This is a genomic window from Salmonella sp. WC3 (assembly GCF_042932255.1).
GTDB classification, from domain to species: domain Bacteria; phylum Pseudomonadota; class Gammaproteobacteria; order Enterobacterales; family Enterobacteriaceae; genus Salmonella; species Salmonella enterica.
The window spans coordinates 4,491,090-4,512,013 of record NZ_CP170629.1; the positions used below are offsets into that span (position 1 = coordinate 4,491,090).

21 protein-coding genes and 1 pseudogene are annotated in these 20,924 nt (G+C 52.1%); 13 read left to right on the forward strand and 9 right to left on the reverse strand.

The features are described from left to right. Window positions 1-91 precede the first annotated feature (91 nt). From hslV to rraA, 4 genes are all read left to right on the forward strand, one after another. Window positions 92-622 (forward strand): ATP-dependent protease subunit HslV, encoded by a 531-nt coding sequence (gene hslV / locus ACFK9X_RS21915; RefSeq protein ID WP_000208240.1) that lies wholly within the window; start codon window positions 92-94, stop codon window positions 620-622. A 9-nt stretch (window positions 623-631) separates the two neighbouring features. Further along, complete coding sequence (gene hslU / locus ACFK9X_RS21920) at window positions 632-1,963, forward strand: HslU--HslV peptidase ATPase subunit (RefSeq protein WP_001293360.1); 1,332 nt, start codon at window positions 632-634, stop codon at window positions 1,961-1,963. Between the two features lie 66 nt (window positions 1,964-2,029). Beyond that, entirely contained in the window at window positions 2,030-2,959 is a 930-nt protein-coding gene (gene menA / locus ACFK9X_RS21925; protein ID WP_000139639.1) for a 1,4-dihydroxy-2-naphthoate polyprenyltransferase, read from the forward strand. A gap of 92 nt (window positions 2,960-3,051) precedes the next feature. Then, window positions 3,052-3,537: a ribonuclease E activity regulator RraA gene (rraA, locus tag ACFK9X_RS21930; protein WP_000872918.1), complete on the forward strand. Its 486-nt coding sequence runs from the start codon at window positions 3,052-3,054 to the stop codon at window positions 3,535-3,537. A 221-nt stretch (window positions 3,538-3,758) separates the two neighbouring features. On the opposite strand, the gene zapB is transcribed toward rraA, so the two are convergent. After that, window positions 3,759-3,998 carry a septal ring assembly protein ZapB gene (zapB, locus tag ACFK9X_RS21935; RefSeq protein WP_000051370.1) on the reverse strand — a complete coding sequence of 80 codons (240 nt, stop codon included), beginning with the start codon at window positions 3,996-3,998 and terminating at the stop codon, window positions 3,759-3,761. A 398-nt stretch (window positions 3,999-4,396) separates the two neighbouring features. On the opposite strand from zapB, the gene ACFK9X_RS21940 reads away from it, so the two are divergent. The 4 genes from ACFK9X_RS21940 to fpr all read left to right on the forward strand — a co-directional run bounded on the left by ACFK9X_RS21940 (window position 4,397) and on the right by fpr (window position 8,736). Continuing rightward, complete coding sequence (locus tag ACFK9X_RS21940; protein ID WP_076737588.1) at window positions 4,397-5,242, forward strand: MIP/aquaporin family protein; 846 nt, start codon at window positions 4,397-4,399, stop codon at window positions 5,240-5,242. A 20-nt stretch (window positions 5,243-5,262) separates the two neighbouring features. Then, complete coding sequence (glpK, locus tag ACFK9X_RS21945) at window positions 5,263-6,771, forward strand: glycerol kinase GlpK (RefSeq protein WP_151117700.1); 1,509 nt, start codon at window positions 5,263-5,265, stop codon at window positions 6,769-6,771. A 111-nt stretch (window positions 6,772-6,882) separates the two neighbouring features. Further along, window positions 6,883-7,893: a class II fructose-bisphosphatase gene (gene glpX / locus ACFK9X_RS21950; protein WP_001250617.1), complete on the forward strand. Its 1,011-nt coding sequence runs from the start codon at window positions 6,883-6,885 to the stop codon at window positions 7,891-7,893. A 96-nt stretch (window positions 7,894-7,989) separates the two neighbouring features. Further along, window positions 7,990-8,736: a ferredoxin--NADP(+) reductase gene (fpr, locus tag ACFK9X_RS21955; protein WP_000796304.1), complete on the forward strand. Its 747-nt coding sequence runs from the start codon at window positions 7,990-7,992 to the stop codon at window positions 8,734-8,736. A 105-nt stretch (window positions 8,737-8,841) separates the two neighbouring features. Here the strand turns inward: fpr and ACFK9X_RS21960 are convergent, their stop codons facing one another. Continuing rightward, complete coding sequence (locus tag ACFK9X_RS21960; protein ID WP_000155236.1) at window positions 8,842-9,270, reverse strand: DUF805 domain-containing protein; 429 nt, start codon at window positions 9,268-9,270, stop codon at window positions 8,842-8,844. A 100-nt stretch (window positions 9,271-9,370) separates the two neighbouring features. Between ACFK9X_RS21960 and ACFK9X_RS21965 the strand changes: the two genes are divergently transcribed. Continuing rightward, window positions 9,371-9,967, forward strand: coding sequence for a YiiQ family protein (locus tag ACFK9X_RS21965; protein WP_000802241.1), 597 nt, complete (start codon window positions 9,371-9,373; stop codon window positions 9,965-9,967). A 112-nt stretch (window positions 9,968-10,079) separates the two neighbouring features. Next, entirely contained in the window at window positions 10,080-10,847 is a 768-nt protein-coding gene (tpiA, locus tag ACFK9X_RS21970; protein ID WP_001216335.1) for a triose-phosphate isomerase, read from the forward strand. A 91-nt stretch (window positions 10,848-10,938) separates the two neighbouring features. Here tpiA and ACFK9X_RS21975 read toward each other — a convergent pair whose 3' ends face one another. The 7 genes and pseudogenes from ACFK9X_RS21975 to lsrA all read right to left on the reverse strand — a co-directional run bounded on the left by ACFK9X_RS21975 (window position 10,939) and on the right by lsrA (window position 17,611). Beyond that, window positions 10,939-11,703: an epimerase gene (locus tag ACFK9X_RS21975; RefSeq protein ID WP_001088049.1), complete on the reverse strand. Its 765-nt coding sequence runs from the start codon at window positions 11,701-11,703 to the stop codon at window positions 10,939-10,941. 9 nt (window positions 11,704-11,712) lie between these two features. Further along, on the reverse strand, window positions 11,713-12,003 hold the full coding sequence (lsrG, locus tag ACFK9X_RS21980; protein WP_151117976.1) for a (4S)-4-hydroxy-5-phosphonooxypentane-2,3-dione isomerase: 291 nt from the start codon (window positions 12,001-12,003) through the stop codon (window positions 11,713-11,715). Window positions 12,004-12,085: 82 nt separating this feature from the next. Beyond that, window positions 12,086-12,961 (reverse strand): 3-hydroxy-5-phosphonooxypentane-2,4-dione thiolase, encoded by an 876-nt coding sequence (gene lsrF / locus ACFK9X_RS21985; protein ID WP_000774146.1) that lies wholly within the window; start codon window positions 12,959-12,961, stop codon window positions 12,086-12,088. 28 nt (window positions 12,962-12,989) lie between these two features. Next, a pseudogene (gene lsrB, locus ACFK9X_RS21990) lies at window positions 12,990-14,012 on the reverse strand (autoinducer 2 ABC transporter substrate-binding protein LsrB). 28 nt (window positions 14,013-14,040) lie between these two features. After that, the gene (gene lsrD / locus ACFK9X_RS21995; RefSeq protein WP_151117703.1) at window positions 14,041-15,042 is read right to left on the reverse strand and encodes an autoinducer 2 ABC transporter permease LsrD; all 1,002 of its coding nucleotides are present in this window, start codon (window positions 15,040-15,042) and stop codon (window positions 14,041-14,043) included. Further along, the gene (gene lsrC / locus ACFK9X_RS22000; RefSeq protein ID WP_000911133.1) at window positions 15,039-16,082 is read right to left on the reverse strand and encodes an autoinducer 2 ABC transporter permease LsrC; all 1,044 of its coding nucleotides are present in this window, start codon (window positions 16,080-16,082) and stop codon (window positions 15,039-15,041) included. Before lsrC ends, lsrD begins: the two co-directional genes overlap by 4 nt. Then, a complete protein-coding gene (gene lsrA / locus ACFK9X_RS22005; RefSeq protein WP_151117705.1) occupies window positions 16,076-17,611 on the reverse strand; it encodes an autoinducer 2 ABC transporter ATP-binding protein LsrA in 1,536 nt (511 codons plus the stop codon). Before lsrA ends, lsrC begins: the two co-directional genes overlap by 7 nt. A 255-nt stretch (window positions 17,612-17,866) precedes the next feature. On the opposite strand from lsrA, the gene lsrR reads away from it, so the two are divergent. From lsrR to ACFK9X_RS22020, 3 genes are all read left to right on the forward strand, one after another. Further along, the gene (gene lsrR / locus ACFK9X_RS22010; RefSeq protein WP_001283049.1) at window positions 17,867-18,826 is read left to right on the forward strand and encodes a transcriptional regulator LsrR; all 960 of its coding nucleotides are present in this window, start codon (window positions 17,867-17,869) and stop codon (window positions 18,824-18,826) included. 86 nt (window positions 18,827-18,912) lie between these two features. After that, window positions 18,913-20,505, forward strand: a complete 1,593-nt coding sequence (lsrK, locus tag ACFK9X_RS22015; protein ID WP_151117707.1) for an autoinducer-2 kinase — start codon at window positions 18,913-18,915, stop codon at window positions 20,503-20,505. A gap of 13 nt (window positions 20,506-20,518) precedes the next feature. Next, window positions 20,519-20,869, forward strand: a complete 351-nt coding sequence (locus ACFK9X_RS22020; protein WP_001173083.1) for a cupin domain-containing protein — start codon at window positions 20,519-20,521, stop codon at window positions 20,867-20,869. The last annotated feature ends 55 nt before the right edge of the window (window positions 20,870-20,924 follow it).

The following is a 20,924-nucleotide window of genomic DNA, read 5'->3' on the forward strand; positions in this document are numbered from 1 at the left end:
AACCCTCAAAATCTCCCCCATCTATACTTGCATTATGCCCCGTACGCCGTACGGGGCCGCAATTCAGCATTAGTAACCAAGGGGTCTGCTCGTGACAACAATAGTAAGCGTACGCCGTAACGGCCACGTGGTAATCGCCGGTGATGGTCAGGCCACACTGGGTAACACAGTAATGAAAGGCAACGTGAAGAAAGTCCGCCGCCTCTACAACGACAAGGTCATTGCGGGCTTTGCGGGCGGTACTGCGGATGCATTCACGCTGTTCGAGCTGTTTGAACGTAAACTGGAAATGCATCAGGGGCACCTGGTCAAAGCTGCCGTTGAACTGGCGAAAGACTGGCGTACCGACCGTATGCTACGCAAACTGGAAGCGTTGCTGGCCGTCGCGGATGAAACCGCCTCGCTCATCATCACGGGTAACGGCGATGTCGTGCAACCTGAAAACGATTTAATTGCTATCGGCTCCGGCGGTCCTTATGCCCAGGCTGCCGCTCGCGCTCTGTTGGAAAATACCGAGCTCGGCGCGCGCGAAATTGCTGAAAAGGCGTTGGATATTGCAGGCGATATCTGCATTTACACCAACCATTTCCACACCATTGAAGAATTGACCGCCAAAGCGTAAGGACCTCTCATGTCTGAAATGACCCCACGCGAAATTGTCAGCGAACTGAACAAACACATTATCGGCCAGGATAACGCAAAGCGTTCCGTGGCGATTGCATTGCGTAACCGCTGGCGTCGTATGCAGCTTGATGAAGAGCTGCGCCACGAAGTGACGCCGAAAAATATTCTGATGATTGGCCCGACCGGCGTCGGTAAAACCGAAATCGCCCGTCGTCTGGCAAAACTCGCCAACGCGCCGTTCATTAAAGTCGAAGCCACCAAATTCACCGAAGTGGGCTACGTCGGGAAAGAAGTGGACTCTATCATCCGCGATCTGACCGATGCCGCGGTGAAAATGGTTCGCGTACAGGCTATCGAGAAAAACCGCTATCGTGCGGAAGAGTTGGCGGAAGAACGTATTCTCGACGTGCTGATCCCACCCGCAAAAAATAACTGGGGCCAGGCCGAACAGCAGCAGGAGCCTTCTGCCGCCCGTCAAACGTTCCGCAAAAAACTGCGCGAAGGCCAGCTCGACGATAAAGAGATCGAGATTAACCTCGCCGCCGCGCCGATGGGCGTAGAGATTATGGCGCCTCCGGGCATGGAAGAGATGACCAGCCAGTTGCAGTCTATGTTCCAAAACCTGGGCGGTCAGAAACAGAAACCGCGTAAGCTGAAAATTAAAGACGCGATGAAACTGTTGGTTGAAGAAGAAGCGGCTAAGCTGGTCAACCCGGAAGAGCTGAAACAGGACGCTATCGACGCGGTTGAACAGCACGGCATCGTGTTTATCGATGAAATTGACAAAATTTGTAAGCGTGGCGAAACCTCCGGCCCGGATGTTTCACGCGAAGGCGTACAGCGCGACTTACTGCCGCTGGTAGAAGGCTGCACGGTTTCGACCAAACACGGGATGGTCAAAACGGATCATATTCTGTTTATCGCCTCTGGCGCGTTCCAGGTGGCGAAGCCGTCTGATCTGATCCCGGAACTGCAGGGCCGCCTGCCGATTCGCGTTGAGCTTCAGGCGCTGACCACCAGCGATTTCGAACGCATTTTGACCGAGCCAAACGCCTCCGTCACCGTGCAGTATAAAGCGCTAATGGCAACTGAAGGCGTCAATATCGAGTTCACCGATTCCGGTATTAAACGTATTGCCGAAGCCGCCTGGCAGGTTAACGAAACCACCGAAAACATCGGCGCGCGCCGTCTGCATACCGTACTGGAGCGTCTGATGGAAGAAATTTCCTATAACGCCAGCGATCTGCACGGCCAAAACATCACAATTGATGCGGAATATGTGAGCAAACATCTGGATGCGCTGGTCGCAGATGAAGATCTAAGCCGTTTTATCTTATAATCGCGTCCAATGCATTTTCATCACTGTTGATGGGGCTGAAAAGCCCCATTTTTATTGGCGCTAAATATGACTGAACAACAACAAATTAGCCGCACCCAGGCCTGGCTGGAAAGCTTACGACCCAAAACCTTACCCCTCGCCTTCGCGGCGATTATCGTCGGTACGGCCCTGGCATGGTGGCAAGGCTATTTCGATCCTCTGGTTGCACTGCTGGCCCTTATCACCGCCGGGCTGTTGCAAATTTTATCCAACCTCGCCAACGATTACGGCGACGCTGTCAAAGGCAGTGATAAACCAGATCGCATCGGGCCGCTGCGGGGGATGCAAAAAGGCGTCATCACCCGGCAGGAGATGAAGCGGGCGTTAATCATTACCGTCGTGCTGATCTGTATCTCCGGACTGGCGCTGGTGGCGGTCGCGTGCCATACGTTAACCGATTTTGTCGGCTTCCTGATTTTGGGCGGGCTGTCGATTATCGCCGCCATCACCTACACCGTGGGTAATCGGCCCTACGGCTATATCGGGCTGGGTGATATCTCTGTCCTGGTATTCTTTGGCTGGCTAAGTGTCATGGGGAGCTGGTATCTCCAGGCGCATACGCTGATTCCGGCGCTGATTCTCCCGGCCACCGCCTGCGGTTTACTGGCGACGGCGGTGCTGAATATTAATAACCTGCGCGATATTAATAGCGACAGAGAGAACGGCAAAAACACCCTTGTGGTACGACTGGGCGATGTCAACGCGCGTCGTTATCACGCCTGCCTGTTGCTAGGCGCGCTGCTCTGTCTGGCGCTGTTTAATCTGCTCTCGCTACACAGTCCGTGGGGATGGTTGTTTATTCTGGCCGCGCCATTGCTCATTAAACAAGCGCGCTACGTAATGCGCGAAAGGGAGCCTGCGGCAATGCGCCCGATGCTTGAACGTACCGTTAAAGGCGCGTTGTTAACCAACCTGTTATTTGTGATTGGGATACTCTTAAGTCAGTGGGCCGTTTAACTGACAAATATCAATTAACAATTGATGATTTTGCCAACAGTATACTTAGCGCGATATACTAAAAATTCTCGCAGCAACTGAACGTTAAGCCTATGAAATACGATACTTCCGAGCTTTGTGACATCTATCAGGAAGATGTCAACGTCGTGGAACCGCTGTTCTCTAATTTTGGAGGGCGGTCGTCGTTTGGCGGACAAATCATCACGGTAAAATGTTTCGAGGACAACGGGTTGCTGTACGATCTGCTCGAACAAAATGGCCGTGGTCGGGTTCTGCTGGTCGATGGCGGCGGTTCTGTCCGTCGTGCATTAGTCGATGCGGAGCTGGCGCGTCTGGCCACGCAAAATGAATGGGAAGGGCTGGTTATCTATGGCGCGGTGCGTCAGGTGGACGATCTGGAAGAGCTGGATATCGGCATTCAGGCGATCGCCGCCATTCCGGTTGGCGCCGCAGGTGAAGGCATTGGGGAAAGCGATGTGCGCGTCAATTTCGGCGGCGTGACGTTCTTCTCCGGCGATCATCTCTATGCCGACAACACCGGGATTATCCTTTCCGAAGACCCACTTGATATCGAGTGATCAAAAAAGGCGCCGTAAGGCGCCTTTTTTATGCGTTGTCGCTGATTGCCGGATGGCAGCTTACGCCTTATCCGGCCCACCGGTGTCCGCATTCTAAATCCTCTATAGATTTCGCGTCAGGGCAAGGCGGCAAGTAAGTGAATCCCCAGGAGCATAGGCCACTATGTGACTGGGGTGAACGCACGCAGCCAACGCAGCCATAACGTGAAATATGACGAGGATTAGACTTCTTCCATACGACCAAGCAGCGCCTGCAAACGTTCCTGCCAGCCGCTCTGCTGTTCCTTCAGAGAATTATTTTCACGCTCGAGTTCTTCACGCTGATGCTGTGCAGACTGCACTTCCTGCGTCAGGCTGTTGTTCTTTTCTTTCAGCTCTTCAATTTCCATCTGTAACAGGGTGATGGTGTCAATCGCCTGCTGTACTTTTGCTTCCAGTTTCTCAAACACTTCTAAAGACATGATCTTACCTCTCCTGAATTGCAAGGCGACGCTTCACGTAAACGCGCACAATATATAGTGTCGATTGTATGAAGCCCCGCTCTCGCTGTCCAGCGACATACCGCGTAGATCGCGGTTTGCAGCAATTTTCATCCATCTCCTGGTAACATTCATTCAATAACTTAAAAGTGTTAACATATTGGTTAATGAAATGATTCAATTCACTCTCTTCTGCTGTCTCAAAATGCGCTTCATGGCGCGATAACGCTCATTTTATTGACGCAGTACACACATTTTGATTTTGATATTTCTCGTTTTTGCTCGTTAACGATAAATTAACAGTGTGCCTACAGGGCATCGTGGATGTCCATGACCTCCTCGCATACCAATAATCATTACATACTCTTCAGGATCCGATTATGAGTCAAACATCAACCTTAAAAGGCCAGTGCATTGCTGAATTCCTCGGTACCGGGTTGTTGATTTTTTTCGGTGTGGGTTGTGTCGCTGCGCTTAAAGTTGCCGGAGCTACTTTTGGACAGTGGGAAATCAGCGTCATCTGGGGTCTGGGGGTAGCGATGGCTATCTACCTGACGGCAGGTGTTTCTGGCGCACACCTGAACCCAGCAGTGACCATCGCACTCTGGCTATTTGCCTGTTTCGACAAACGTAAAGTTGTTCCTTTTATTATTTCTCAAGTTGCCGGCGCCTTTTGCGCAGCGGCGTTAGTTTACGGGCTTTATTACAATCTTTTTGTGGACTTCGAACAAACCCACCATATCGTCCGTGGCAGCGTTGAAAGTCTCGATCTCGCAGGCATTTTCTCAACTTACCCGAATCCTCATATCAATTTTGTGCAGGCCTTCGCGGTTGAAATGGTGATTACCGCTATTCTGATGGGGCTGATTCTGGCGCTGACCGACGACGGTAACGGCGTACCTCGCGGTCCGCTTGCGCCACTGCTCATTGGTTTACTGATCGCCGTTATCGGTGCCTCTATGGGGCCGTTGACCGGGTTTGCGATGAATCCGGCGCGTGACTTTGGCCCCAAAATGTTCGCCGGGCTTGCCGGCTGGGGTGAAATTGCGTTTACCGGCGGTAGAGACATTCCTTACTTCCTGGTGCCACTGTTTGGCCCCATCGTCGGCGCCATTCTGGGCGCGTTTGCTTATCGCAAATTTATTGGCCGTCATTTGCCGTGCGATATCTGCGTCGTGGAAGAGAAGGACTCCACCGCGACCACACAACAAAATGCTTCGCTGTAATCTGATTACGGGACAAAATTATGACTGAAAAAAAATATATCGTTGCGCTCGACCAGGGTACCACCAGCTCCCGCGCGGTCGTTATGGATCATGACGCGAATATCGTCAGCGTATCACAGCGTGAATTTGAGCAAATTTATCCTAAGCCAGGCTGGGTAGAACACGACCCGATGGAAATTTGGGCGTCTCAAAGCTCAACGCTGGTAGAAGTGCTGGCTAAGGCCGATATCAGTTCCGATCAGATTGCCGCTATCGGTATCACCAACCAACGTGAAACCGCGATCGTCTGGGAACGTGAAACCGGCAAACCGATATACAACGCTATTGTCTGGCAGTGCCGTCGTACTGCCGATATTTGCGAACAGCTTAAACGCGACGGCCTGGAAGATTACATCCGCGACAATACCGGTCTGGTCGTCGACCCGTACTTCTCTGGCACTAAAGTGAAATGGATCCTTGACCATGTGGAAGGTTCGCGCGAACGCGCGAAGCGTGGCGAGCTGCTGTTCGGTACGGTGGATACCTGGCTTATCTGGAAGATGACGCAGGGCCGCGTCCACGTTACGGATTACACCAACGCCTCACGAACCATGCTGTTCAACATCCATGATTTGGACTGGGACGATAAAATGCTGGACGTGCTGGATATCCCACGCGCGATGCTGCCCCAGGTACGTAAATCCTCCGAAGTCTACGGCCAGACCAATATTGGCGGTAAAGGCGGTACACGTATTCCTATCGCCGGGATTGCCGGGGATCAGCAGGCTGCGCTATTCGGCCAACTGTGCGTAAGGGAAGGAATGGCAAAGAATACCTACGGCACCGGCTGCTTTATGCTGATGAACACCGGCGAGAAAGCGGTAAAATCGGAAAACGGCCTGCTGACCACCATCGCCTGCGGCCCAAGCGGCGAAGTCAACTATGCGCTGGAAGGCGCGGTGTTTATGGCGGGAGCGTCCATTCAATGGCTGCGTGATGAAATGAAGCTCATCAGCGACGCGTTCGACTCCGAATATTTCGCCACGAAAGTGAAAGATACCAACGGCGTCTACGTGGTTCCGGCCTTCACCGGTCTGGGCGCGCCGTACTGGGACCCGTATGCCCGCGGCGCCATTTTTGGCCTGACCCGCGGCGTGAACTCTAATCACATTATCCGCGCGACGCTCGAATCCATCGCTTACCAGACCCGCGACGTACTGGAAGCAATGCAGGCCGACTCCGGTATCCGCCTGCACGCTCTGCGTGTGGACGGCGGCGCAGTAGCCAACAACTTCCTGATGCAGTTCCAGTCAGATATTCTCGGCACGCGGGTGGAACGCCCGGAAGTGCGCGAAGTGACCGCGCTGGGCGCCGCCTATCTGGCTGGTCTGGCCGTCGGTTACTGGCAGAACCTGGACGAGCTGCAGGAAAAAGCCGTCATTGAGCGAGAATTCCGCCCCGGCATTGAAACCACCGAGCGTAACTACCGTTATAGCGGCTGGAAGAAAGCGGTTAAACGCGCAATGGCGTGGGAAGATCACGACAAGTAAGGTCGCCATCCGGCAAAATCTTTGTGCGGGGGCAACTCCGCACACACATCAATTATTCCCTCCTTCCCCTGTGCTACACTGCGCGCCACTCCTTTTTGCTACGAGTTTGTTATGAGACGAGAACTTGCCATCGAATTTTCCCGTGTGACCGAAGCGGCGGCGCTGGCTGGCTACAAATGGCTGGGACGCGGCGATAAAAATACCGCGGACGGCGCGGCGGTCAACGCCATGCGTATCATGCTCAACCAGGTCAACATTGACGGCACCATCGTGATTGGCGAAGGCGAAATCGACGAAGCCCCGATGCTCTATATCGGCGAGAAAGTCGGTACCGGCCACGGCGATGCGGTAGATATCGCCGTCGATCCGATTGAGGGCACGCGCATGACGGCGATGGGTCAGGCGAACGCGCTGGCGGTGCTGGCGGTCGGCGATAAAGGCTGTTTCCTGAATGCGCCCGATATGTATATGGAAAAACTGATTGTCGGTCCGGGTGCCAAAGGGGCGATCGATCTCAATCTGCCGCTGGCGGATAATTTGCACAACATCGCGGATGCGCTGGGTAAACCGCTTGGCGATCTGACCGTGACCATTCTGGCAAAACCGCGTCATGACGAGGTCATCGCAGAGATGGCCAAACTGGGCGTACGCGTGTTTGCCATTCCTGACGGCGACGTCGCGGCCTCAATTCTGACCTGTATGCCGGATAGCGAAGTCGACGTGCTGTACGGGATTGGCGGCGCGCCAGAAGGCGTGGTATCCGCAGCGGTGATCCGCGCGCTGGACGGCGATATGCAGGGTCGTCTGCTGGCGCGCCATGATGTGAAAGGCGACAGCGAAGAAAACCGCCGCATTGGCGAACAGGAACTGGCGCGCTGCAAAGCAATGGGCATTGAAGCGGGCAAGGCGTTATGCCTGGGCGACATGGCGCGTAGCGATAACGTTATTTTCTCCGCGACCGGCATCACGAAAGGCGATCTGCTGGAAGGAATTAGCCGAAAAGGCCATATCGCCACGACGGAAACGCTGCTGATCCGCGGCAAATCACGCACCATCCGCCGCATTCAGTCGATCCACTATCTTGATCGTAAAGATCCGGATGTGCAGGCGCATATTCTCTAGCGCATTTGTTAGTTAGAGCCTTCCAGCCTCGCGGGGCTGGAAATCTTTCTCCTGACGAACGAAGATAAGGTTAGCGATTCAGAACAGGAGAAAACCATGGCCGATTGGGTAACAGGTAAAGTCACTAAGGTGCAAAACTGGACTGACGCACTGTTCAGCCTGACCGTTCACGCCCCCATTAATCCTTTTACTGCAGGCCAATTTACCAAACTCGGACTGGAGATCGATGGCGAGCGCGTTCAGCGCGCGTATTCCTATGTCAATGCGCCTGACAATCCGAATTTAGAGTTTTATCTGGTGACGGTGCCGCAAGGAAAGCTCAGCCCGCGGCTGGCGGCGCTAAAACCTGGCGATGAGGTGCAAGTGGTCAGCGACGCGTCGGGTTTCTTTGTACTGGATGAAGTGCCTGACTGCGAGACGCTATGGATGCTGGCAACCGGAACCGCTATTGGCCCGTATTTGTCTATTCTGCAATATGGCCAGGATGTCGCGCGCTTTAAAAATCTGGTCTTGGTCCACGCCGCACGCTTCGCCGCCGATTTAAGCTATCTGCCGCTAATGCTGGAACTGCAACAGCGTTATGAAGGCAAGCTGCGCATCCAAACGGTGGTCAGCCGGGAGAGCGTGCCAGGCTCGCTTACCGGGCGCGTGCCTGCGCTCATTGAAAACGGCGAGCTGGAAAAAGCCGTTGGATTGCCGATGGATAAAGAGACCAGCCACGTCATGCTGTGCGGGAACCCGCAGATGGTGCGCGATACGCAGCAACTGCTGAAAGAGACCAGACAGATGACTAAACATCTGCGCCGCCGACCGGGGCAGATGACGGCTGAACATTACTGGTGATGTTTTACCGAATGGCGGCTGGGGCTTATCCGGCCTGCAAATCATCACCAATCTGTGGGCCCGGTAAGCGTCAGCGCCACCGGGCAAATTACGGTTTACCGCCCGTTACAGCTCTGCCTTAAACTTCACGTCCTGTGTCGCTTTCCCAAACTTATTTTCCCCCTGAACACCGACAAACGCGCCCAGATCGATAAGCATCATCACCAGGATCAGCGTCGGAATAAATCGCCCGACGACCCACTGCCACATCCCCGGCAGCATCACCCAGTTTCCGGCCAGCAGCATCCACGCCAGAATCATTAGCAACGCCCACGCGCCGGAACGTCCCCGGTCATGCAGACGTTTGACCATGACGGCGGCGGTCGGCCACAGCAGACACACCAGGCAAAATGCCGCCGTTTGGATATCAAGCAGGTTTTTCCCCGCCAGCGAAAATAGCGCCAGCATCCCGGCAAACCAGAGGCCGATCCAAATCCAGAAGTCACGGCGTCCGATACGCCCTTTAAATGAGAATAACCATTGCTGTATGGTCATGTAAGTTCCTTATATTTTGCCTTCCGCTACAGTTTACCCTTTTGACAAGCCCGACAGTTATCGTTTTAATCGTGAGCAGTCCTAACGAAAGGTAAGATTGATGAAGCCAGGATGTACTCTGTTTTTACTGTTGTTTTCTGCTCTCACCGCCAGCATAACGGCGCACGCGCAGCTCTCTTCATCGACCACGACAGCGCCCTATCTGCTGGCGGGCTCGCCAACCTTTGATCTTTCTATTAGCCAGTTTCGTGAGAACTTTAACCGCCAGAATCCCGATCTGCCGCTCAATGAATTTCGCGCCATTGAGAATAGCCGCGATAAGGCGAATCTGACCCGCGCCGCCAGTAAGATTAACGAAAATCTGTATGCCTCCACGGCGCTGGAGCGCGGTACGCTCAAAGTGAAAAGTATGCAGATTACCTGGCTGCCCATTCAGGGGCCGGAACAGAAAGCGGCGAAAGCGAAAGCGCTGGAATATATGGCCGCCATTATTCGCACTGTCGCCCCGTTGCTGACAAAAGAGCAAAGCCAGAAAAAACTGCAAAAGATGCTTATCGCCGGTAAAGGTAAACACTATTACGCCGAGACCGAAGGCGCGGTACGTTATGTTGTCGCAGATAACGGCGAAAAGGGGCTGACCTTCGCGGTTGAACCGATTAAGCTGGCGTTATCTGAAAATCTGGAAGGGGCGAATTGATGACAAAAAGCAAAGCCTTTCCGGGGATGAATCTCTATACTGTTTCACAGACCATGCTGCTCTGACGAGCGGCCATCTTCCTTAATTCGCTGACTAAGCGTGGAGAAATGAAATGCGACATCCTTTAGTGATGGGTAACTGGAAACTGAACGGCAGCCGCCACATGGTAAACGAACTGGTGGCTAACCTGCGTAAAGAACTGGCGGGCGTAGCAGGCTGCGACGTGGCAATCGCTCCGCCGGAAATGTATATCGATCTGGCGAAACGCGCTGCTGCCGGCAGCCACATCATGCTGGGCGCGCAGAACGTTGATCTGAATCTGTCTGGCGCATTCACCGGTGAAACTTCGGCTGAAATGCTGAAAGATATCGGCGCGCAGTACATTATTATCGGCCACTCCGAGCGTCGTACTTATCACAAAGAATCTGACGAGCTGATCGCCAAAAAATTCGCCGTACTGAAAGAACAAGGTCTGACGCCGGTACTGTGCATCGGTGAAACCGAAGCGGAAAACGAAGCGGGCAAAACAGAAGAAGTGTGCGCACGCCAGATCGACGCGGTACTGAAAACGCAGGGCGCGGCAGCCTTTGAAGGCGCGGTTATCGCTTACGAACCCGTATGGGCGATCGGTACCGGTAAATCTGCAACTCCTGCGCAGGCGCAGGCAGTTCACAAATTCATCCGTGACCACATTGCTAAAGCTGACGCAAAAATCGCTGAACAGGTCATTATCCAGTACGGCGGTTCTGTTAATGCCTCCAACGCAGCCGAACTGTTCGCGCAGCCGGACATCGACGGCGCACTGGTAGGCGGCGCTTCTCTGAAAGCTGACGCCTTCGCGGTGATCGTGAAAGCAGCAGAAGCGGCTAAGCAAGCTTAATTGCCAATCAATGTCTGATGGCGCTGCGCTTATCAGGCCTACCAGCCAAGTGCTTATGTAGGCCTGATAAGGTAAAGCCGCCATCCGGCATTTATGCTGTGGAGGGTAAGAAAGTAGTATCCCCGGCAACCTTAAACATCGCCCTCCAGCTCCGCGTATTCTCAACCAGCCGATCATCACGAAATAACGCACTACCAGAAACAACACGATCGATGCCCTGTGCAATCAACGAAGGCAATTGATCCTGCGTTAACGACCCATCAATAACGATAATTTTACCTTCGCGTTTATCACCAAGTAGACAGAGAAGCTGTGCCACGCGCTCATGCAAATCACTGGAGCGCATTTTACTGCCGTATCCAGGGTTCACTGCCAGTAGTTGAATAACCTCAACGTCGCTCAGAATAGGGATAATGACATCCAGAGGCGTTGCCGGGCATAAACTAATCCCCCGAATCACCGGCATTTCACCGCCGATAACGGGCACGGTCTGCTGACCAAGCCAGCTTAGCGTATGATGCAGATGAATATCGCCTTCAGCCTGAAGCGTGATGCAGTGTGCGCCCGCCTTCACGCAGGCTTGCGCCGCCGTCCATTGATCCGCTACCATCAAATGAACATCTTTGATAAAGGTTTGCGGCAGTTGCCCAACTGCCCATGGCCCAACGGTAAACTGCGGGCAAAATTGACCATCCATCAAATCCAAATGCAACAGCGGCTGGTTTAACGCTTCCAACTGTTGCAGATAGCGATGCAACGCAATCCACTGCCCTGCCAGAATACCCACACTAAGCGGATATGACGCTAACAATGCCACACATGCTTCGCGCGTTAATCCGGCAAACTGGCTGTTCATGAGCACTCCTTAAGGCATCAAACCCATAAAAACTTTTTTTGTCCGCGGACCGGTCATCAACGGTTCAAGCTGCTCCACGCAAGTTTTATAGTGTGGCGTTGTCTTGTGAAAAGCGACGGCCTGTTCATCAACGTAGGCTTCATAAATATAAAATCGCGTAGGCACCTGCGGATCCTGCAGAACATCAAAACGCAAGTTACCCAGCTCTTTAATTGAGCCCAGATGATTCTGCCGAAAAACATCGATAAATTGTTCAACCTTGTCATCATGAACGTTAATTTCAACCAGCGTAACGTGCATCATTAACCCTCTGATTATTCCAAATAAAATAACAGTCATCCCCATCTCCTCGCATCGGTAAAAGATGGGGAAGCGATCTCATTTAACCTTTCTCACTCAAAAACAGCTCATAAGCACGCTCTGCTGTTTCGTTATGATGAACGACAGCATGTACCGCTTTAATCATGGCTACCGGATCTTCTGACTGGAATATATTACGCCCCATATCTACGCCAGAAGCCCCCTGGTCAATCGCCTGATAGCACATTTCCAATGCTTCACGTTCAGGCAGTTTTTTACCGCCGGCGATGACAATCGGCACCGGACAACCTGCCGCAATACGCTCAAAACCTTTATCGACATAATACGTTTTGATAATTTGCGCCCCCATTTCCGCAGCGATACGCGTTGCCAGTGAAAAATAACGCTGGTCGCGAGCCATATCTTTACCCACCCCGGTCACTGCCATTATTGGCATCCCGACGCGTAACCCGGCATCAATCAGTTGAATAATATTTTTAATCGACTGATGTTCATGCTCACTACCAATATAAACCTGTGCGGCAGCAGCACAGCTATTCAACCGCACAGCGTCATCCATCGCCACCGCAACCGCCTCATTGCTTAATTCAGTGAGAATAGAATTCGCCCCGGACGCACGTAAAACGACTGGTTTATTGATTGCCGGAGGTACCACACTGCGTAATATGCCGCGAGTACACATTAAGACATCAGCATATTCAAAGAGCGGCGCAATATTGATATCAATACGCTCAAGTCCGGTTGTCGGCCCCTGGAAATATCCATGGTCAAAGGCCAGCATGACCGTTTTTCTGGTCTTGGGATTAAAAATCCTCGCCAGTCTGGACTGCATTCCCCAATCCAGCGCGCCACAGCCTTTTAATGCGAACAAAGTGTTAGTTTGTGGTTTATCGGTGTGAAAATCTTTGCCATCTTTAATATCATCTAAATCAGCCATTCTTTACTCCGTCGATACATAACAGTTATCAGAAATCATATTTGTCGATATTGTCTTTGTTGAAAATGACACGCTCCGGCAATAACACAATGCCGTTACCTTTTGCCTCATAGTGATATCCCTGCTCACTATTAGGTGAAACGGTGACTTTGCCGATGCCGGGAATATCCAGTGAATCACCGACATTCATTGGCATATTTTTCAGCAACGCATTGGCGACATATACGGAAATTTTTCCCTGTTGGACGACATCCCACAGGCCAAACTCTTTAACAGTGCCGCGCTGAACATAAGGGCGCATTACATTCGGCGTACTAAAACCAACAATCGCGAGATTATTGCGTTTAAGGTTCTCCGCCGCCTGTGCCGCAGCAGGTAAAGCGTTAGCGTCAGGCGCGATGATGGCATCCAGATCGGGATACGCTTTGATGATACCTTCCGCCGTCTGGAGCGATTTCGTGGCATCGTTATAGCCAAACTGGGTAGTGACTATCTCCCACCCCGGATGTTCCTGGCTAATTTTGGCTTTAGCTTCTTTTACCCACTGGTTCTGGTCGGTCACCGTTGGGCTGGAATAGAAGAAAGCGACTTTCGCTTTCTCTTTGTCCACCTGATGAGCGGCCATCTCTACCAGCATGCTGCCGAGCTGTTTTGGCGTCCCTTGATTAATATAGTAAGAACGGCACTCCGGCTTGGTATCGGAATCCCAGGTTAATATTTTCACGCCTCTTTGCATTGCCCGCTTCAACGCCGGGCACAGGCCGTCAGGCGAAACGGCAGAAACGATAATGGCGTCATACCCCTGATTGACAAAGTTATTCACCAGTTGAACCTAGCCTGAGACGCTGGGCTCTGTAGGGCCATCGTAAGTTACGTCAATGCCCAGCGCTTTTCCCGCTTCCTGCGCGCCATTGCCGCCGCTGGTAAAAAAGCCCACGCCAACCAGTTTGGGAATAAAAGCAATCCGCTCTGCCGCCTGCACGGTCATTGCCGCAGATGCCAGACCAAACGCAGTGAGTAAGGCGATCATTTTAATGCTGTGTCTTGCCATTTTTTTCTCCATAAATTTCAAAAGGAAATCATGCCTGATGCGCATTGCGACGGCGTGAGCACCATTCAAGGATTTGGTGACGATGCAAACTGACGGAACGACCAACGACAACAACAATGAGAAGCGCACCGGACAATGCGCTGGAAATTTGATTCGGCACTCCGGCCATCTGTAGCCCCTGCTGTAAAAATCCCACCAGCAGCGCCGCCAACGCGGACCCCATAATCGACCCGGAGCCGCCATAAATATTGGCGCCTCCCAGCACAACCGCCGTAATGGCCGGCATCAGGAAAGAGGCGCCCAAATCCGAACGTGCGGAGCCAAAGTAAGAAACCAGTAATACGGCGGCGATAGCGGAGGCGCATCCGGTCATGGCATACACGGTATACAACGTGCGATTCACCGGGATCGCGCTGTACTGCGCGACACGGGCGCTCTGGCCAATCAGGAAAACGTTGCGTCCCATATGCGTGCGATGCATGAGCAGCCAGAAAAACAAACAGCACACAAGAAAAAAAATAAGCGGCATAGGAATACCAAGAAATGAAATATTGGCAAAGTCAGTGAACGCTGTGGGAAATCCACCAATACCTTCATAACCTGTGGCGCCAGCCATACCAGATAACAATAATGCGCTACCACCAAATAAATACATGGTTCCCAGGGTAATCACCAACGGGTTTACGCCGGTATAAATAATAAGTCCGGCATTTATCAGCCCACATATTGCGCCAAGTAGTAGGGTAATAATAATCGCTAAAGGTAGCGGCATACCGAGCTGAAACAGCACACCCAGGGTAATCGCGCATAGCCCGATTGTAGAACCAAATGAAATATCCATACCACCGCTGACAATAACCATTGTTAGCGGCAAAGCGACAATACCGATACAAATAAAATCGCTAGTGCTAAAAAGTAAGACATTAATATCTAATAAACGTGGATTAATCACACCGAAAGCCAGAATTTCAAAGATCAATAAGGCTGCCAGCGCAATTTCCCAGCTATAGCGTCGCCATGGATTCATCATGCCACCTCTTTGTTTTTATTCTGTTGTGCGTGCGTTTTTGCTTCCGCCTGTAGTGGAGTGGGTGGTGATATAAAACGGGCATATTTCTGGCGGCGCAGATTGCGTTGTAATGCGCAACGCAGCCGCCCATCGAATACCAGTACGCCCAACAATACCAGGCCAGCAATAAAATCGTTCCACCAGGCGGGGATGCGCAGCAGCACTAACACACTATCGATTTGCGTAAGAAAATAAGCGCCGAGAATAGCGCCGATGACCGTGCCTGACCCGCCTAACAGGCTAATTCCCCCCAATACGCAGGCCGCGATGGCTTTCATTTCCAGCCCCGTGCCGGTTTGATTGGGAATGAAGCCAATCTGCGAGGCAAACACGATTCCAGCCAATGCCGCCATACCGCCATTAAGTGAAAATGCCATGATGCGTACCATCTCGGTACGGACACCCAATTGCCGGGCGCCCTGCAGGTTATCGCCGGTGGCGTAAAAATTGCGGCCAAAGGCGGTTTTCGCCAGGAGCCAGGCCATAAGCAGCGCTAACACCAGGGTAAACCAGCCGATTGCGGAAATTCCCAGAAACACCGGAGCAGAGAGTTGCTTTAAGCCTGCGGGTAATCCTTCAATCCATTTTCCCCCTGTCCATAGCAGCATGATCCCACGATACAAGCCCAGCGTTCCCAGCGTGGCGACAATGGCGGGTATCTTCAACCAGGCAACCAGTACGCCATTAAAAAATCCGGCGACAATTCCTAATATTAGTGTGGCCAGGCAGGCGACCGGCAGGCTATAGCCGGCGTTTAACATCACTCCCAGCAATACCGCGCACATTCCTGTCGTCGAGCCCACCGATACATCAATATTGCGGGTGAGCATTACCATCGTCGCGCCAATCGCCAACAGCATCAAAATTTGCGCGCTACTGAAAACCATTGTCAGCGTTTGCACGCTCAAATACTGGCTATCCAGCGCGCCAGGAAACACGAATAAACAGACTATTGCCAGCAGTGCCGTCGCTTCCCGGTTATTTTGGATGAATTTCAACATGTTGCCTCCGACGCACCATGTTCGCCAAACGCAACGTGCATGATGGTATCAACGTTAATTTCCTCGCCGCATAACGCAGGCCCCCCCAGTTCCCCCTGGTGCATGACATATACGCGATCGGCCATCTGCTCTATCTCTTCCAGATCGGAGGAAATAAACAGCACCGCGACATTTTGTTGCGCGATACTGCGCAACAGCTGATAAATATCGCTGCGGGCGGAGACATCGACACCGCGGGTCGGTTCATCGACAATCAGTAATTGCGGAGAGGCCTCCAGGCATTTGGCAATCAATACTTTTTGCTGGTTACCGCCGGATAAAGTACGCGCCGCCTGTTCGGCATTATTGAGTTTGATATTTAACGCGCGGTGGTAACGTTCAAGGGTGGCGTTATCCCGCTGGGGCTTTATCCAAAATCCTTTTTGGTTGTGGGTCAGCGAACAGACATTCCATGTCAGGGAAGCATCAAGATACAGCCCGGATGACTGCCGATCTTCCGGCAAATAGACCAGGCCGAGTTGCAACCGCTGTTGGGTTGTCAGGGCGTTAATTTCTTCACCATTGAACAGCATCCGCCCCGCATTGACCGGTCTAATACCGTACAGCGTTTCAGCCAGTTCTGTGCGTCCCGCGCCGACCAACCCGGCCAGACCAAGGATTTCGCCTGCCCGCACCTCAAGGTTGATATTCATAAAACCTTCGCCCGTCAGTGACTCCAGCGCTAATACCGTCGCACCACGTTCGTTCTGCGGGCGGCTGCCAGGCAATTCCAGCCACAACTTTTGATTCGCGGAAAGACTGACGCCCTGCGTTGCCGGGGTGATAGCTTGAATAATCTCGTCGGTAGAAAGGTCATGCGTTTTTCCGAATAATGCGATTTTACCGTCACGCATCACGCTAACGCAGTGAGCTAACTGTCTAATTTCTGGTAGCTTATGAGAAATAAATACAATTCCGACACCCTTTTTCAGCAACTCTTGCAGACGCGTAAATAACCGATCAGTTTCGGCTGGCGTTAACGACGCCGTGGGCTCATCAAGAATTAAGATTCGCGAGTCGCGCATCAAGCCGCGCATAATTTCAACGATCTGGCGGTCTGCAACATCAAGCGTACCCGCAGCGCTCGCCGGATCGAGTTGGCATCCCATCGCCTTTAATAGCTGCTGCATTTTTTCCGTGGAGGCCTGACGTCCCTGCAAGCCAAACAAGATATTTTCCCGCACAGATAAACTCGGAAATAACAGAGGCTCCTGGGGAACCAGGTAAATGCCATACTGGTGCGCCTTCAGAGGCGTTAAATGACTGCAACGCACACCAGCAATATCGATAGTCCCTCCATCTGGCGGGACTATACCGGCAATAATCTTCATTAATGTTGATTTACCCGCACCATTGCCGCCAAGCAATGCGTGCACCTCTCCCGCATGCAGAGTAAAGTCAATTCCCTTTAGTACTTCGACGCCGGAATAACTTTTATAAATGTTCTGCACACAAATCAGAGGGGATGCAGTATTGTGACTGATTTGCATGTTGCCTCCGCTCCCTCAATGTTGACTGACGGGACTGAACAAATGTTTTTTGAAAAAGAAATTGTTCAAAACGGTAGTAGTTATTTGGTCAAAAAACTCTCATCCAGATCACGTTTTCTGAATAAATGAATTTTTAGATGATAAATGTTCAGACTTGGCGCGTTTTTGTGGCGTTAATCACGGTTATTTCGGAGTGATAACTGAACAATTGTGTTAATGATTTAGAAATGTTCAAAGTAAAGCCAGGTTATGACAATGAGCGATAATACGTTGGTATCTGATTATGGAATGTGCGAAGAAGAGCAGGTGGCGCGTATTGCCTGGTTCTACTATCACGATGGATTGACGCAGAGTGAAATCAGCGAGCGTCTGGGGCTAACCCGGCTAAAGGTTTCTCGTCTGCTGGAGAAAGGGCATCAGTCCGGTATTATTCGCGTACAAATCAACTCCCGTTTCGAAGGGTGTCTTGAGTATGAAAATGCCTTGCGTAACCACTTCGCATTGCAGAATATCCGCGTGCTGCCGGCATTACCCGATGCCGATATTGGTCTGCGCTTAGGAATCGGCGCCGCCCATATGTTGATGGAGTCACTGCGGCCACAGCAACTGCTGGCCGTCGGCTTTGGCGAAGCCACGATGACCACATTAAAACGCCTCAGCGGATTTATCTCGGCGCAACAAATCCGCCTGGTCACGTTATCCGGCGGCGTGGGGCCGTATATGACCGGAATAGGCCAGCTTGATGCCGCTTGTAGCGTAAGTATTATGCCCGCGCCGCTGCGCGCATCATCGCAGGAAATTGCCTGCACGCTGCGCAATGAAAATAGCGTGCGGGATGTGATGCTCACAGCGCAAGCTGCCGATGCCGCCATCGTGGGGATTGGGGCAATTAACCAGAAAGATCAAGCCAGTATCTTAAAATCCGGCTATATCACTCAGGGTGAACAACTCATGATTGGCCGCAAAGGCGCAGTAGGCGATATTCTGGGCTATTTTTTTGATGCTCATGGCGAAATTATTCCAGACATCAAAATCCATAACGAATTAATTGGCCTGAAGTTAAATTCACTTTCCACGATCCCAACCGTGATTGGCGTCGCCGGCGGCGAACAAAAAGCAGAAGCTATTATTGCCGCTATGCGCGGTAACTATATCAATGCGCTGGTTACCGATCAGAAAACCGCAGGGAAAATAATTCAACTTATTGAAAAATAAAAAATAAAATAACACTTACCTCAATTCAATAAACAATAACTGACAGGATTTTATGTAACGATGTAAAAATAGCCGAGGATAAAAAAATGGCTCGACTCTGTACCCATACTGAATCAGGACATTACCTGATGGCTCTTGACGCCGGTACCGGTAGCGTCAGAGCAGTAATTTTTGATCTACAAGGAAAGCAAATAGCTGTCGGTCAAGCGGAATGGCAGCATCTGGCCGTGCCGGATGTGCCTGGTTCGATGGAGTTTGATCTTGCCAAAAACTGGCAACTGGCTTGCCAGTGTATCCGTCAGGCACTACAGAAAGCCGCCATCCCTGCAACGGCTATCGCTGCCATATCGGCCTGTTCGATGCGTGAAGGCATTGTTATTTATGACAGTAACGGCGAACCCATTTGGGCCTGCGCTAATGTTGACGCCCGCGCGGCGCACGAAGTCAGTGAATTAAAAGAGCTGCACGATAACACCTTTGAGGAGGAAGTTTATCGTTGCTCCGGGCAAACGCTGGCGCTCAGCGCTATTCCGCGTCTGCTCTGGCTTGCCCACCATCGTCCGGATATTTATCATCGCGCGTCAACCGTCACTATGATCAGCGACTGGATGGCCTTTATGCTCAGCGGCGAACTGGCGGTCGATCCCTCCAACGCAGGCACGACGGGGTTATTGGATCTGGTGACCCGCAACTGGAAACGTAGCCTGTTACAGATGGCGGGCCTGCGTTCTGACATTCTCTCGCCGGTAAAAGAAACCGGGACGCTGCTCGGTCACATTTCACAGAAAGCGGCTGAACAGTGCGACCTGCAAGCGGGTACGCCGGTCATCGTTGGCGGCGGCGATGTGCAGTTAGGCTGTCTGGGGCTGGGCGTCGTACGCCCGGCGCAAACGGCCGTGCTGGGCGGAACCTTCTGGCAACAGGTCGTCAATCTTCCCGCGCCGGTCACCGACCCAAACATGAACGTTCGCATCAATCCTCATGTGATCCCCGGTATGGTACAAACCGAGTCTATTAGCTTTTTTACTGGGTTAACGATGCGTTGGTTCCGCGACGCCTTTTGCGCCGAGGAAAAACTAATCGCTGAAAGGTTAGGTATTGATGCGTATTCCCTGCTGGAAGATATGGCCAGCCGGGTGCCTCCCGGCGCGTACGGTGTGATGCCCATCTTCTCTGACGTTATGCGTTTTAAACGCTGGTACCATGCCGCGCCGTCGTTTATCAATCTGTCTATCGATCCTGAAAAGTGTAATAAAGCGACCCTATTTCGCGCGCTGGAAGAGAATGCCGCCATTGTTTCCGCCTGCAATTTACAGCAAATTGCCGCGTTTTCCGGCGTACAGGCCGACTCGCTGGTTTTTGCCGGCGGAGGATCTAAAGGCAAATTATGGAGCCAAATCCTTGCCGACGTTACGGGACTCACCGTTCACGTACCTGTCGTCAAAGAAGCTACCGCGCTAGGGTGCGCTATTGCCGCAGGCGTTGGCGTGGGTGTCTGGCCATCGCTGGCGGAAACGGGAGAAAAGCTAGTGCGCTGGGATCGGGAGCATAAACCTAATCCTGAAAATTTCGCTGTCTATCAGCAGGCCAGAGAAAAATGGCAGGCCGTTTATCAGGATCAACGCGCGCTGGTCGATGGTGGCTTAACGACATCCCTCTGGAAAGCGCCAGGCCTGTAACAGGAGAATAAGCATGCAAAAAACGAATGAGAAGAATCATGAATACCGCTTTGGCGATAATGGTCCTAAATACTTAATCCGTGGGCCGGGCTGCGATATGGGCGTCGTCATACTACAACCAGGGCAGTCATTCCCTAACCATCGCCATAATACCGCTTGTGAGGTTTTTTATACCCTAAGCGGTGAAGTGTGCCTGTATCTGGAAGGAACACCTCATATCCTGCAAACTGGAGATGTTTTACAGTGCGAACCTGGGGAGGCGCATTATCTCATTAATAACGGCGATAAACCCTGGAAAGGCGTGTTTATTAAATCGCCCCATCTGGAAAATGACAGCCACCCCGCAGATCCACCGGCCTGGTAACGCCCGCGCCATCGCCAGATTTTGCCGGATAGCGCCACGAGAGCCTTGTCCGGCC